The organism is Pseudomonas sp. EL_65y_Pfl2_R96 (assembly GCF_963970905.1).
Lineage (GTDB): Bacteria > Pseudomonadota > Gammaproteobacteria > Pseudomonadales > Pseudomonadaceae > Aquipseudomonas.
Genome location: NZ_CAXAQH010000021.1, coordinates 30,901 through 44,679, shown reverse-complemented (window position 1 = coordinate 44,679; position 13,779 = coordinate 30,901). Strand labels below are relative to the sequence as shown.

The 13,779-nt window shown below is 52.4% G+C and carries 11 protein-coding genes and 1 pseudogene; 10 read left to right on the top strand and 2 right to left on the bottom strand.

Annotated features, from left to right (window positions below):
* Window positions 1-5: 5 nt before the first annotated feature.
* Window positions 6-2,930, top strand: coding sequence for a hypothetical protein (locus tag AACY49_RS20190; RefSeq protein ID WP_339525971.1), 2,925 nt, complete (start codon window positions 6-8; stop codon window positions 2,928-2,930).
* Complete coding sequence (locus tag AACY49_RS20185) at window positions 2,931-3,344, top strand: hypothetical protein (protein ID WP_339525970.1); 414 nt, start codon at window positions 2,931-2,933, stop codon at window positions 3,342-3,344. It abuts the gene before it with no gap.
* 131 nt (window positions 3,345-3,475) lie between these two features.
* Here AACY49_RS20185 and AACY49_RS20180 read toward each other — a convergent pair.
* Window positions 3,476-3,667, bottom strand: a pseudogene (locus AACY49_RS20180) (IS4 family transposase); the annotation flags it as partial.
* 121 nt (window positions 3,668-3,788) lie between these two features.
* Here AACY49_RS20180 and AACY49_RS20175 point away from each other — a divergent pair.
* The 4 genes from AACY49_RS20175 to AACY49_RS20160 all read left to right on the top strand — a co-directional run bounded on the left by AACY49_RS20175 (window position 3,789) and on the right by AACY49_RS20160 (window position 7,141).
* Window positions 3,789-4,244, top strand: coding sequence for an XAC2610-related protein (locus AACY49_RS20175; protein WP_339525968.1), 456 nt, complete (start codon window positions 3,789-3,791; stop codon window positions 4,242-4,244).
* Window positions 4,245-4,372: 128 nt separating this feature from the next.
* Complete coding sequence (locus tag AACY49_RS20170; RefSeq protein WP_339525966.1) at window positions 4,373-4,789, top strand: lysozyme inhibitor LprI family protein; 417 nt, start codon at window positions 4,373-4,375, stop codon at window positions 4,787-4,789.
* 405 nt (window positions 4,790-5,194) lie between these two features.
* Entirely contained in the window at window positions 5,195-5,734 is a 540-nt protein-coding gene (locus tag AACY49_RS20165) for a hypothetical protein (protein ID WP_339525964.1), read from the top strand.
* Window positions 5,735-5,779: 45 nt separating this feature from the next.
* Complete coding sequence (locus tag AACY49_RS20160; protein WP_339525962.1) at window positions 5,780-7,141, top strand: lysozyme inhibitor LprI family protein; 1,362 nt, start codon at window positions 5,780-5,782, stop codon at window positions 7,139-7,141.
* Between the two features lie 62 nt (window positions 7,142-7,203).
* Here AACY49_RS20160 and AACY49_RS20155 read toward each other — a convergent pair whose 3' ends face one another.
* The gene (locus AACY49_RS20155) at window positions 7,204-7,584 is read right to left on the bottom strand and encodes a DUF6124 family protein (RefSeq protein ID WP_339525960.1); all 381 of its coding nucleotides are present in this window, start codon (window positions 7,582-7,584) and stop codon (window positions 7,204-7,206) included.
* 413 nt (window positions 7,585-7,997) lie between these two features.
* On the opposite strand from AACY49_RS20155, the gene AACY49_RS20150 reads away from it, so the two are divergent.
* The 4 genes from AACY49_RS20150 (at window position 7,998) to AACY49_RS20135 (ending at window position 13,761) form a co-directional block, all read left to right on the top strand.
* Window positions 7,998-9,272, top strand: a complete 1,275-nt coding sequence (locus tag AACY49_RS20150) for a hypothetical protein (protein ID WP_339526044.1) — start codon at window positions 7,998-8,000, stop codon at window positions 9,270-9,272.
* A gap of 108 nt (window positions 9,273-9,380) precedes the next feature.
* Complete coding sequence (locus AACY49_RS20145) at window positions 9,381-9,866, top strand: cell division protein (protein ID WP_339525958.1); 486 nt, start codon at window positions 9,381-9,383, stop codon at window positions 9,864-9,866.
* Window positions 9,859-11,301 carry a TIGR01777 family oxidoreductase gene (locus tag AACY49_RS20140; RefSeq protein ID WP_339525956.1) on the top strand — a complete coding sequence of 481 codons (1,443 nt, stop codon included), beginning with the start codon at window positions 9,859-9,861 and terminating at the stop codon, window positions 11,299-11,301. Before AACY49_RS20145 ends, AACY49_RS20140 begins: the two co-directional genes overlap by 8 nt.
* A 9-nt stretch (window positions 11,302-11,310) precedes the next feature.
* Window positions 11,311-13,761: an alpha/beta hydrolase gene (locus tag AACY49_RS20135; RefSeq protein ID WP_339525954.1), complete on the top strand. Its 2,451-nt coding sequence runs from the start codon at window positions 11,311-11,313 to the stop codon at window positions 13,759-13,761.
* Window positions 13,762-13,779: the final 18 nt, after the last annotated feature.

Genomic DNA, 13,779 nt, shown 5'->3' with positions numbered 1-13,779 from the left:
CAGAAATGACAGAACCATTAGATTTAACGGGTAATTACGAAAATCATGGCTACGTATACAAGATGGGTGGCGATGGCATAAAAACAAATGCTGCCGGTAAAAAATTAATCGATTGTTCGCATATGGTTAATTTATTGCTGACGGGTGCTGGCTACAAAATTCCATATGAAGATACGCGGGTGATGGTGGATTCCACTTATTACACGACCGTGGTGCCCCCGGACGTCAAGAAAGGTGACATTGCTCTTTGGATTAATGAGGACCCGTTGGGCGGTGGTGATAAGTTATTCCATACTGGTATTGTCGAGCAAGTTAACCCGACCGGTACGGCTGGGAGATTTTTTGGAGCGCAAACAAAAAAAGGGCCGTCGTTTACTTATTTTGGCACTAAAGACCCGGCGTTCTACTGGCCTGTTCCAACAAAGTTTCTAAGGGCTAAAGAAGAGTTTAGGACCGGTGCAGCAGCGCCTGCACCTGCTCAAAAGGCGACCCAACCGTCGACCAGCAAAGCTTCTATTATGAATTTTCAGTACCCCATAAGAAAACATGGTGGGAGTCAGTTTGAAGATGCTGATGAGCTATACAAAGCTCTCGAAGCTGAAGCATCGGGGCACTATTTGCTTGGAAGTAATCAGTTCTGGCACGGAGGGATCCATATCACTAATGCCAGCGCACCTCAGTGCGTTCGTGATGAGCCTGTACGCTGTATCGGTGATGGTGTGGTTGTGGCTTATAGATTGAATAAAAACTATCTGTCTTCGGAGTACATAGGGGCGAAAAGTTGTGCGAATTTAAAGTATTCGACATCATTTTGTCTAGTGCGCCACGAGTATGAGTCTCCTGCCAATGAGAAGTCGGAAGCAGTAAAAAGCAATAAATTAATTTTTTTTAGTCTTTATATGCATATTTTGCCCTATGAGCTTTATAGTGCGGAAGAAGAAAAAACTAGTAGGATTGTTAAAGTTGTAAATGGTGGGTGGCCTGCACGTAATCATCATAAAGATCAAGCTGAAAGTAGTGCTGTAGGTGATATACATAATGGCGTTGAGTTCGAAATTCTGAAGGAGCAACCTACCCTTGATGGTAAGTATACATTCGCTCAAGGACGGATACTTAAAGGTAAAATTGCCGAGCTAAAAAAAGGGGATGTTGTTTGGTTCGCTACTCAAGAAGATGGCAAGCCAATAAGAAATAGCAAGGGCAAGGAGCGATTAAAAGTAGTTCTTCCTCCTGAGCGACTAACGCCCGGCTATTGGAAAGGGATGGTCGATGCAAGTGTCAGTTCGTTACAAGGGCTCAAAGTAAGAAGTGCCCCGGTAGGTGAACATGGCGGGGCGCAGGTTGCACCGGAGCAAGTGCTTTGTACTGGGAGTATGATACGGTTTGATAGTGGAAAGGTTCAGTGGTTGTTCCTTGAAGATGGAAAAAAATACCCAATGGCGGAGTGTTCATTTATTCCCTCAGAAGGAACCGGCCTCAAAGGGGCCGGTGTATTGCCAGAAAAATTCTGGTGCTGCGTGGATGACGTCGGTCCGAAACGACTAATAACTAGGAAAAAAATCACACCGACCGTTTTTGATAGCGTGGTTATTACTAATTCAGCAATCAAGGCAGGCGAGCCAGTAGGATATATGGGCCTCTATGAGGTGCCTGCTAATGCAAAAGGTGGAGTTCACAGCAAACATCAGGTTCATGTCGAGGTTTTTAGTGCGGATACAGAACTAGAAAGTTACTTGAAAAATCCAGCGGCGTTGGTTGATGGGAAGAAGTACCTAGTTTTGAACGAAGGGCAGATGCTGGCCGCCAAAACTGGGACTGATGAAGCACCTGTATTCACCGAGCAGGAACCTGCTATGAAGGCAAAAACTTATGCTTCGATGGATCGAGTTAGTATTGTAAAGGATGCTACAGGAAAGGAATGGGTAAAAGTTACTGTCCGAAATGACGGGAAACCTCAAACTGGGTTTGTTAATAAAGAAAAGGGAGAGCTGATTTGTCAGCATGATTGGGAAAAGCTGGGTTTCAGAGTAGTAAAAGAATCCAATCCTAACGCCGATGGATTCTTGGATCCAGGGGATATGCCGGTATTTTTTCAGGAGCTGTATACAAAAATCGATGCCAAGGGTACTAAAGACAATGACGTAACTCCGGCTGAGCTTCAAGCGGCTCTGCGTGATCCGGAAATACGTAGTAGTTGGTCAAAGTTGATTGCTAATCATCCTACTGAGTGGCAGGCAAAGTCTTCTGAGGCAAAGTGGGAAAAGTTAAAAACTCTACTAGAGGACTCACCGGAGCTACTCAGACATGAGCAGGAGCGTATAGATAAGCTTGTATTCTGGGATGAAATGGCTGGTTCGATGCAGGTTGCATTCACCAATAAAGTTTATCATTTCCATCCTATAGAATTTATTAGTAATCTTAAGCCGAAGGGTGGTGCAGCCCATGCCGGGTTATTTACTGTGGCAGACGGTAAAGCAGCGATTAAAGTGATTTACGAAAAATATGGAAAAGAAATGGCGATCATTATCGAGCGAATGTATCGCGACGAGACGGCCCATTTTGAGTCGGGTCAATATGCAAATTGTGGAACCGGTGGGATGGAGGCTTTTGGCGGCCCTCCTTACTATGGTTGGGATGGTGCAATCTTCGAAGCAAATCCAGAATATGCACCGGTTGGTACTTGGTCGGCATTCGAGAACAAGGGGATGAGCGGCCAAGGCGGCAACCAACAGGTTACAGATAAGAAAAAAGTTTTCATAGTATTGCCTTCGGTGTTGGCTGGCATGGAGTATAAGGCTGCATACATCAACAAGTATGACGGTAACTGGGCACGCTGGCACTCTAAAGAAATAGGTGCGCAAAATGCGTATAAAACTCATATTCAAGCAATTCGCGCTAGGTTTGTAGAGGCGCTGGAGAAAGGAGAGTAAATGAAGATTTTAAATTTTGTTCCTAGTATTGCCTTCAAAGCATGCATTGGGGCAGCACTTTTTTTAATTACAGGATTGGCTTTCGCAGATGGTCAAGACGGTGCTGATGCTCGCTCTGAGGGTGAAGGCTGCTATGGCTACCTGACCGAGATGGTTAGGAGTAGTGACTTTCCATTTCGTTATACAAAGAAAGAAAAAATTAATCTGTTGATTGATGATGATAATGGTGAGCGCATACTGGCTCAGTTGTTCTATAAAACTTCTGGCGAGGGTATTGTTGGGTGGGTTAAGTATTATGTTCAAGATGAGGCGCTATTTAATGCATCGGCAGATTTGGATGAGCCTGTTGAGTTGAAGTATGATAAAAAATACGCGGAGCTATATAAGGGTTGTATTGCTAAGCTTAATAAGTGATTTTGTTTGTGGGGGTGGGGTTGTCTGTGAGGTTGAATGTCGGCTCTAATAAATAGAGCCGTCTCATTTCTTACTCGTCCTCTTTTTTTACTAAATAGAAAGGGGACAGATCCTGAGGGATCCCCACAAATCTACTCCAGCGCCTGCGCCTGTTGATGTACCTCGGCTCGCAACGCGCGCTCAAGTCTCACCAAGGTTTTTCGAGAGTTTGAGCCGCGTCCACTGCGCCAGTATTCCAAGCCCAGTCGCCACAGCGACAACACCCGTCGGCGTTTAAGACTATTGCTTTGAAAACGATGTTCATGATTTCTCAGGGACAGACCACGTTTCAATAATGATCTAAAAAACGTGGTCTGTCCCCGTTTGCCTCCCGTTTGCCTTTCCCGTTTGCCTTTCAGATACAGATACTGTTCGAGCAAATTTGTTACCCGCGGAGTGATGGATATGAAAAGCAAATTTTTCTGTGCGGCACTTGTTTTTGCGTTTTGGAGTGCTGTGGCGTTTGCTGAGCCTACAAAGTTTGAGCCGGAGAAGGGAGTGGCGGTAATGCTTGTGCCTGACAAGACAGACTTAACTGTTACGGTGCAAGCAAAGACTGGTTTCAAGGATAGGGTGATATCGTTTCAGACAGAAGAAGTTATGCATGTTGATGTGGGGGATTATAACTTTGACGGCTTTCAGGATTTTTCAGTTTGGTATATCGATGATGGAATGGGTACGTATTCTATTCATCGGATTTTTGTTTATGCTCCAAAAAATTCATCTTTTAAAGAGTTGAAGCCTGCTTGCAGTGATGAGTTTCTCAATCTTAAGGTGAATAAGGAAAAGAAAACTCTGCGTAGCATGTACTATAAAGGTAATGTGCCGACTTTATGCGTCACGAAACCCTCACGTAAATAGTTTTAAGGAAGAGGTGGATTTGTTTGAGGTGAAAATGGGGGCAGACCACGTCTCAATAATGATCTGAAAAACGTGATCTGTCCCCGTTTTCCGCTTTGATTATTTGAGAAAGTATCGGTAGGATGATTATGAAATCGTTTATATTGGTTGTTTGTTTGGTTTTCCCGATTTTTGCTTTTTCAGGTGAGAAAATTTGTGGTGCAGTGACGTCAACTTTGGAGTTTAATTTATGTATTAAACAAGCACATGATTCTGCTGATGCTAGGTTGAATGTTAGTTACAAGCAGCTTATCGCGAGAGTAAAGTCTCAATATCAAAGAGCTCCTGACCAAGGCGCGAAATTTTTGGTTAAGTTAGAAGCTTCGCAATTGGCTTGGTTGAAGTTGCGAGATGCTAATTGCGCTATAGAAGCTTTTGAGTATGATGAGGGAATGCCGGCTTATGAGGTGACGGTAAATAATTGCGTCACCAAAATGAGTCTCGAGCGTTCAGAATATTTAGATAATACTTTTCCAGATAACTATAACGCCCCTAAGAAAAAATGATCAGGTAGGCGTGGTGTGTTTACAGCTAATTTTATATGCTGCGCTTAGCGAAAGGTAGAGCGAAAGGGGGCGGATTTATTTCTGTGTTTTGTGAAAGGTGGGCACGCCTATTTATCGGGCTTGGTAACCGCAACGGAACTCGATAAATAAATCTGTCCCGATTGTTTTTGCACTTTTGGAGTGAAATGGGGATAGGCCACGTTTCAATAATGATCTGGAAAACGTGGTCTGTCCCCGTTTTCTTTATGGGTGAAGGGTGTGAAAGATACCACGGTTAAATTTTCTGCATGTGTACCTAGGTCTAACCTGAGAAGTGATCCTAAGTTATCTGATATAGAGGCGTCATTTGAGGCCATTACGCCTAGCAAAAATTAGTTTTTACAACTAGGAGAGGCAAAAAGGACGATGCGTAAATTTTGTTTTGTATTATTGGTATTTATCTTCTGTAGGGTTTCCGTGGCGCAGGATGATAGCCTCTATCTGCGGGGAGCGGTAATAGATGGTCCCTATAAAACAACTGTCGTCGAAAATGCGGAATTATCGGTTTTGGAAACGGGAGATGCAGAGTATCCCGTGTCTTTAGTCCTCGACGTGAAAAACGGCGATGGAGTATCGGCTAGACAGTTAGTTGATAAATATGATGTTGCTGGTTCTTCACCTAAGGTCGAATCGATATTTTTTTATCCGGTTCAGAATGTAAAGAATGTATTTGTTTTGGTTTCTTGGGAAATTAACAGTAGAGGCATTGGTACCTACGGTACTCTGTATCAAATATATGCCTATGCGCGACATAGCAATGGTAAGTTGATCCCCAATCAGTTGATTCAGGCTAATAGGTACTTAAGCGGGATTGACGGCTTTAGTGACGGTGTGCCACAGACGTTTGCTTATAAGGACGCCGCCTCAATAAAGGCTTACGTGAAAAAACACCTGAATACGCCATAACCCTCTTTTAAGGGGGGGTTGAAAAAAACAGCAAGGATGATTTGGATGAATCGCTTTATTAGGCTCCTCATTGGAGCAGCACTTAGTGGTTTGCTAGGTCTGCCCACTGCGTTTGCGCAGGATGATTGCAACGAGATCACTATAAGTGAGCAAATTGATAGGTGTTCTGAGGTCGCGAAGGACGCTGCCGATTCACAGTTGAATACGAGTTACCACCAACTGATGGCTCGGCTCGAAGCGCAGTATCGAGCCGAACCTGACACGGGGGCGGCGTATACGGCGAAGGTCAAAGAAGCACAGCGCGTGTGGATAAAATTGCGCGATGCGAATTGTCCGCTCGAAGCGTTTGAGATTAAGCCTGACACGTCTGCCTATGTGGCGACGGTGAACAATTGCATCGCAAGAATGAGCCGTGAGCGTACAGCCTTTCTGGACAATATCGCGCCCGAGATCATGAGTGGTTCAGCTGTTGGGCGAGGATCAGACGTCTCGTGTCCATCCCAGAACTTTGCTCAGTTTCTGCCGGCGTTCTCCACCAATGCTGAGTCCCAGAGGCGCCTCACTGCGCTGGCGGTGAAGATACTGGTGTTGAAGCGGACAGAAGACCCGGGCCGATTTGAACCTCTTATTACTGCGGAGACTGGCTCCAGTTTGGCGTTTCCGTTGATGGCCGCGATGGAAGGCAAGACTGAAGGGGTTGAGATCGAAACGGTCGACGACACTCACATGAACGTTGTGGATAAACGCGCCGGTAACAGCAACATCAAGATTTTTAACTTTGCTAAAAAGTCGTGCTGGTCGCTGGTGGGGATTGAGGATTGGTCGATCAGCGAGAAGGAGCTTGTCGCACCCGGTAGACCCGGAATGAGCCGCGCGGAGAACCTTTGTTATCAACGTGCTGAGGGCTTGGGTGGGCTAGGGTTTCTTGAGCGATACCGTCTGACTGGGGAGTTGATTGAAGCGTCCCTGGAAAACTATGTCTGTGCTGCGGAGTCGGGCGATCCACAGGCGAGTCTGTCGGCGGCAAGATTGAGTCTTTCGCAGATGGCGTCTCAATTGGAAACCAGCAAGCTTGAGGCTTTGTTCAAAGCGGCATCGACGACACCAAACGGCGCGCTGGGTTATGCCACTTATTTTTGTAACGGTAACTCCACCGACTACAGCGGCCCTTGCCTGCACCCCGAGCAGGCAGAAAGGGAGGTTATTCGCGCAGTTTCCATGGGCTCCACAGATGCGATGAACTACCTGGGGTCTTCTTTTGAGAATGGCCAGTTGGGAACAAAGGATATGTCCCGGGCGTTGGCCTGTTATCAGATGTCAGCTGATAAAGGTAGCCCGGGGGGGAGCGACGGCGTGAAGCGTTTGGTTTCGCAAGGCTCAGACATAAAGGCTAGTCACTGCCTGTAAATTTTGCCGTGCAGGTATAAACGCTGAAGAAGGGGACGTTAAGTCCCCTTCTTACTTTTTTGCTACCCCTTCGCCCGATGCTCCGCCGGATTCGGCGAATCAATATGATCCAGCGCTCGCTCCACCAACAACTGCACCCCGTCGGCCATTCTGCTGAGTGCCAGGGCGACTGAGCGGCGGGTGCCTTCGATGTCGTCGGCCAAGTCGGCGGCGATGGCGCTGATGGATTTCAGGTCTTCTGAGGCGTTGGCCAGGAGGGCTTCGGTGTCGATGTCGGGGGAGACGGTGAAGAGCTTGCCTGTGCGTTTGGGTTTTTCGTTGGGCAACGGGCCGAAGTGATGGTCTAGGGCACGTTCGGCGGCTTCGTGGAGTTTTTTCGAATCGAAGGATTCGTAGGGAGATGTGGCTTCGTTTTCAGGAGGATTTGGTGTTGGCTTGAACATAGATGTAATCCCGCAATTAAGGAGCCGACACCGTTTCGCGTGCACTTCGAAAGAGGTGGCAGCTGTGCATAGGTGTGCAAGACCGGCGGGATTACCCGGCAGACCCGAAGGTCTCCCATACACAGCAGCCATAACGGTTCGCGAGCATAGAAAAATGCTCGATGAATTGCCATAACCATTGTGTATCCCGCCGGACTTGCACGTCCGAGTCACCGATTTTGCGGTGACGAACAGAGGTTATCGGTGAACGCAATCGCCGGATAGTTCATGAACAGCCCGGCGTGTTGAAGGAAATGTCCGATGGTGTCTACGTCTACGTCTACGTCTACGTCTACGTCTACGTAGGCGGATGATTGAGCGTTTTTAAACACGACGCCTGAGCCGGTTAAACCGAAAATTTTTGAGTGATCAACATGGATTGTATTTTTAAAAAAGGATACGGCTTCACGAAGGCTCTGATGGGCGCCGTTGTTCTGAGCCTGTTCCTTGGGGGCGCGGATGCATTCGCTGAAGATCAACCTTGCTCGTTCGATGTGTCTCAAACGGAACTGAAGTTTGCAAGCTGCGTTCAGGATGGGAGCGTGAACGTACTCAAGCTTGTGCCCCGTAACCAACCGGACTACGCCAACAACTTCGATAATCTCCCCACCGTCATTGTCACTGGGAAAAATCTGCAGGACATTTTGGCGGTCGTCGGAATCGACAATGCACAGCGCTACAACAAGATGATCCAACTGCCTGATTCTGAATCAATCATGGAGTTTTCGGACGCTACGGCGACAGCCAAAGCGTCGATGCAGCAGCAAGGCTGGAAGCTGCTGGACATGAAAAACGTCATTTATCCTGGGCCGGGCGGTGTTGAAGGGTTCGGATTAATCTGCAACACACTTCAAGCAGAAACAGCACAGGGCTTTGTCGTTGTTTCTCAGTGCAACACTTTTTATGAAAGTGAGAGATCAAACCTGAGAAAAATCCTTTCCAGGATCACCTGCGAAGCCCCAAAAAGTGAAGCATTCCCAGCGCTCGACACAGACTCGGGCTCTATCGTTTTCAACTACGCCAAACTGCCTGAATCCCAGGACCCCGACGACGTCGCCATTGGCGTCGATTTCGTAAATTGCGCCGACGGTACAAAAAAGAACATCGGCGGGCTGCCATTTTTAGCGGCCACCGGGCGGGTGCAAGCGGCTTTCTTTGCTCAGGCTAAACCCGACGCCGAGCCGATGCTTTTCGTCATTCATGCGGTCGGAATCAGAGCCTATACGGGCGTTAATTATTTGGGCGACTACTACACCGTTCACGCGTATTCCCCTACGGCGATGGGGTATGTCAGGGATGAGCGGTTGTCGAACTATTTTGGCAATGGCGGCGATATTGCCCGCGATCCCGAGTCGGAGGAGTTGATCTACACATTCCCCTATAAAACCGCTGATGCCATCGCCGCCAAACTCAACTCCGCCGCGTATAAACGCTGGGCGGCGGGGGACAGGGTGACGCTCACGATTAACAAAAAGACCTCGATTCACAGTTCGCCCGTTTTGGCGGACATGACGAAAATGTATTTGATCAAGGGCGACTCGGTGTTGCAGGAAGGGGTTGAGGCCGGGTGGCTGCAAATCATGTTTAAAACCCCCAAAGGAAAGGAAATTCGGGGCTGGGTTCAATGCAACGATGCCGATGGTTGCTAGCCGATTGTCCGTTCGAAATTTCAGAGGTGAAACGGGCGCCGTGATTAATCACTCAATGCCCCGTTTTCCTTTAGACTGCGCCCCTCAAGGAAGCCCCCAGGACACGGAATGCCAGTCCCTTCAAACACCCTTCGCAAAGCTCTGGTCGTTTGGCTATATGCCGCCGCACTGGTGCATCTGCTCGTCAGCATCCTGCTGACCTGGGCCGGCCATTCGGGATTGCTCGACGGCTACCTGCAAACCATCGAATACGCCTTCTGGACGGACGTGGTGCCGAGCGCCGCCCGCGAGCAACAAGTGTGGTGGCTCGCCTTGTTCGGCGCCACGTTGCAAAGCTATTCCCTCTACATGCTCGCCCTCGTGCACCTCGGCCATCGACTCAAAACCCCCATGGCATGGGGCTGGTTGATTGCCGGCATCGTGCTCTGGGCGCCGCAGGACATGTTGATTTCCCTCCAGGCGCAGGTCTGGTCGCACCTGTGGTTCGACAGTTTTGCGCTGCTCACTTTGCTGCCGCCGCTGTTCTGGCTTTATCGCCACGACCGCCGCACCTCCGCCTCAACACACACATCGAGTGACGCCAGCCATGCCTGATTTTTCTCTCCTGGATTGGGCAGTTACATTGCTGATCGCCCAGGCCATTCTGGGGGCGCTGGATACCCTGTATCACCACGAACTGACCGTCGCGCTGCCTTATCGACACAGTGCGCGGCTTGAGCTGTCTATCCACGCGTTGCGTTCGTGTTTCTACGGGATTCTGTTTCTGGGCATGGCGCATCTGGCATTTCAGGGCACGTGGGCGATTGTTATTGCGCTGCTGTTTGCCCTGGAGATTTGCCTGACGCTATGGGATTTCGTGGTCGAGGATCGGAGCCGCAAGCTGCCGGCCATCGAGCGGATCATGCACACCGTTTTGGCGGTGAATGGCGGGGCGTTTTTCGCGTTGTATGGCGTGCAACTGGCGCAGTGGGCGAGCTTGCCGACGGGGTTGAGCGCGATTGATTTTGGCTGGCGTGGCTGGTTGCTGACGCTGTTCGCTATCGGGGTCACTGCCTCGGGTATTCGCGACGGCTTGGCGGCGCTGCGCATGCAACGCGAAGGCAAACCGTCGAACCCGTTCGTGGGCGGGGCCTATAAGCGCGTGCTGGTGACCGGCGGCACCGGGTTTATCGGTGAAACGCTGGTCAACCAATTGCTCGATGCCGGCCACACGGTCAGCGTGCTGGCGCGGGATCCGCTGAAGGCGGCTTACCTGTTCGACGGCCGGGCGCGCTGCGTGCGTTCGCTGAGCAAACTCGGTTACGACGAAACCTTCGACGTGGTGATCAATCTGGCCGGGGCGCCAGTCGCCGGGCCGCGCTGGAGTCCCAAGCGTCAGGCGCAATTGATCGCCAGCCGGGTCAACACCACCGACAGCTTGATGACCTGGTTGAAGAATGCGCGGCACAAACCGGCGCTGTGGGTGCAGGCATCGGCCATTGGTTTTTACGGTGTGCGCGATGCCAGCGAAAGCCTCGATGAACAGGCCAGCAAGGGCGACGGTTTCATGGCCGAACTCTGCGCGCGTTGGGAGGCGGCTGCGCAACCGGCCACGCAGTTCGGTGTGCGTCAGGTAGTGCTGCGCCTCGGCGTGGTGTTCGGCCCGGGCGGCGCGTTGTTGCCGTTGCTGATTCCGTTTCGTCTGGGGTTCGGCGGGCGCATGGGCGATGGTCAGCAGATCATGAGTTGGGTGCATCGCGATGATGTGATTCAGGTGATCGCTCGGTCCTTCCACGATGAAAGTCTGCACGGCACTTACAACCTGGTGGCGCCGGAGGCGGTCAGTCAGGCTGCGTTTGCCGAGAACGTCGGCAAAGTCCTCAAGCGTCCGGTGTGGTTCCACGTTCCTGCGGCGCCAGTGCGCGCGCTGGCGGGGGAGATGGCGCAGTTGTTCTTCGACGGTCAGCGCGTGGTGCCCCAGCGTTTGAGCGAGGCGGGTTACACGTTTCGTTATCCGACCCTCGACGCGGCTCTGCGCGATCTGGCCTGAGGATTGTCCATGAGCAAGCCCTTGATGTATCTGCTGGCCGGCAACGGCAGCGCCGCCGATTGGTGGGATGACGCGTTGCCGCATTTTCAGCGCTACACCGTGGTGCCGCTGGAGCTGCCGGGTTTTGGCAGCAACCCGCAGCCACCTTGCGAGGATCTTGCCGCCTACGCGCAGACCTTGTTGGCGATGACGCTAAAGGGCAGCGCGATCATGGCGGTCGGGGTCAATGCGCTATTGGTGCTGCACGCGCTGCAACGTCGTCCTGGGCATTTTTCGCGTAGTGTTTTATTGGCGCCGGTGGGGGCATTTCTCTGGCAACGTCGGCTGCCGGCGCTGATGTCGCCGCTGCCGATCCGCAAGACCATTCACTGGCTGCTGGCGAACAAACCGACACTGTTCGCGCGCAAGTTTTCCAACCAGATCTGGACGCCCGTGCAGTACCAACGCATGGGCGACGGCTATGCCCGCTGCCGCGCGTTTGTGCCGCACTGGGATCTGATTCGTGCTGATACCGCGTTGCCGCTGTTGGAGTGGATCACCGATCCGGTCGAGCTGATTTGGGGCGATCAGGACAACGTGCTCGGCATTGAACAAGCCGCCGCATGGTCGGCGATTCTGGCCCGCGCCGACCTGACCATCAGCCTGAAGCCCGGTTGGGGCCATTACCCGTGGATCGACGCGCCGGCGCAGTTCGCGCAGTGGCTGGAATCCGGCGAGCGTGGTTTTGTGGCGCACACCAAGGGCGGGCGTTTGCGCTTGGCTGAATTGGCCCGGCAACCGGTGCCGGTGGCGCTGACCCTCAACGATTGCAATGACCCGCATCTGCCAGCCTTTCTCGCCGCCCAACTCGACGCGACCTGGGCGGTGCGCTCCTCCAGTTATGGCGAAGATCAGGCCGATTCGGCGAATGCCGGTCTGAGCACGACCTTCCTGCGTGAACCGAGCGCCAACGTGCCGACACGCATCGCTGAATTGACGGCCGAGGGTGTCGAGGAAGTGGTGGTGCAGCGCTTCATCACGCCACAGATCTCGGGCATCGCGTTTGTCCGACACCTGTCGGTAGAACTCGAATGGGTTGAAGGCCATCTGGAGTCGTTGGCCGATGGTCACGTCAGCCCCTCGCGGGCAACGCTGTCGCGGGTTGGCGATGCCTGGCGCAGTGGCACGTTCACGCCGTCCCACGGTTTGACCGAAGAGCTGCTGTGGCGCTTTCTGCAAGACGTGCTGCGCGTATTCCACTACGTGCCCGGCGACGTCGAATGGGCCTGGGACGGTACGCAACTGTGGTTGCTGCAATACCGGCCGATCAGCGATTACGGCTGGCGCCGGCACCTGACTGCCGCCAACATTGCCGAGATCCTGCCGCCGCAACCGAGCGTGCTGGTGGAGTACGCCCAGCGCCGCGCGGCAGCGAGTATTCCGGCGATCATGGCGCGTTGGGATGTGCGGGTGTTGCAGGACAACGAGCCGTTTACTGCGGTGTTTGGTGGCGCCTCCTACATCAACAATGATCTGTTCCTCGCCCGACTCGCCGACTGGGGCATCAGCGCCAGCAACTACGCCGGTGAAGTCGGTGGCGCGACCCCGCATCTGCCATGGCAACCGTTGCGGCTGCTGCGTTCGGTGCCGTTGTTCCTGCGCATGCAGCGCATTGGACGCGGGCACTTGCTGAGCCTTGAACACGGCTTGCAGCGCTTCGATCAGGAGCTGGCCGAACTCGTCGCGCAAGGTGCCGATGGCCAGCAACTGGCGGACTGGTTCACCCGGTTTTACGTGTTCGTGGTGCAAGGCAACCTGTGCATCGCCACGGCGCTGGCCAGCAGTGGCGGCGATTGGCTCGGGCGTCCGCCGACCGCTTACGACAACCTCGAAAACAGCCCTCATCGGCTGCCGTGGGAGACCGATCCGGCCACGCAACGCCCGGCGCCGACTGACTTGCCGTTACAGGCCTTCCCGCAATGGTCGGGGCTTATCCGTGTGGCCCATTCGACCGGCCTGCCGGGCCTGCGCGGTTACTACCTGCAAGTGCGCGAGTGGTATCGCGACAACCTGATGCGAATCTTCTTCCGCCTGCACCACGCCATGCCGCTGGCCGACCGCGAACACTGGTTCGCGCCACACCCGGACATCCGTACCCGCGACGGCAGCTTCTGGCAGGACGGTCGCGAAGGGGTCGAACAGGCGACCGGGTTCATGATTTATCCGGGGCAGGTGCAGGGCATTCTTGGCGATGACATTTTGCTCGAAGACACCCTCGATCCGGGGCGACATGCGCACTACCAAGCGGCGCGGGCGGTGATAGCGCGGATGGGTGGGCGCTTGTCGCATGGCTCGACGTTGTTGCGGGAGCTGCGCAAACCGTCGGCGGTGATGCCGCAGGTTGATCCGGCGTGGATGGGGTATGAGGTGTTGTATCGCGATGGTGAGTTGGAACTGATGAATTCGAAGGATATGAAGTGAAACCTCGATACCTCCACG

What these genes read in the sequence shown, in the direction of transcription:
- AACY49_RS20185 (WP_339525970.1), top strand. Translation starts at nt 2,931, where the DNA reads ATGAAGATTTTAAATTTTGTTCCTAGTATTGCCTTCAAAGCATGCATT.
- AACY49_RS20140 (WP_339525956.1), top strand. Translation starts at nt 9,859, where the DNA reads ATGCCTGATTTTTCTCTCCTGGATTGGGCAGTTACATTGCTGATCGCC.
- AACY49_RS20145 (WP_339525958.1), top strand. Translation starts at nt 9,381, where the DNA reads ATGCCAGTCCCTTCAAACACCCTTCGCAAAGCTCTGGTCGTTTGGCTA.
- AACY49_RS20150 (WP_339526044.1), top strand. Translation starts at nt 7,998, where the DNA reads ATGGATTGTATTTTTAAAAAAGGATACGGCTTCACGAAGGCTCTGATG.
- AACY49_RS20135 (WP_339525954.1), top strand. Translation starts at nt 11,311, where the DNA reads ATGAGCAAGCCCTTGATGTATCTGCTGGCCGGCAACGGCAGCGCCGCC.
- AACY49_RS20160 (WP_339525962.1), top strand. Translation starts at nt 5,780, where the DNA reads ATGAATCGCTTTATTAGGCTCCTCATTGGAGCAGCACTTAGTGGTTTG.
- AACY49_RS20190 (WP_339525971.1), top strand. Translation starts at nt 6, where the DNA reads ATGACAGAACCATTAGATTTAACGGGTAATTACGAAAATCATGGCTAC.
- AACY49_RS20155 (WP_339525960.1), bottom strand. Translation starts at nt 7,584, where the DNA reads ATGTTCAAGCCAACACCAAATCCTCCTGAAAACGAAGCCACATCTCCC.
- AACY49_RS20170 (WP_339525966.1), top strand. Translation starts at nt 4,373, where the DNA reads ATGAAATCGTTTATATTGGTTGTTTGTTTGGTTTTCCCGATTTTTGCT.
- AACY49_RS20165 (WP_339525964.1), top strand. Translation starts at nt 5,195, where the DNA reads ATGCGTAAATTTTGTTTTGTATTATTGGTATTTATCTTCTGTAGGGTT.
- AACY49_RS20175 (WP_339525968.1), top strand. Translation starts at nt 3,789, where the DNA reads ATGAAAAGCAAATTTTTCTGTGCGGCACTTGTTTTTGCGTTTTGGAGT.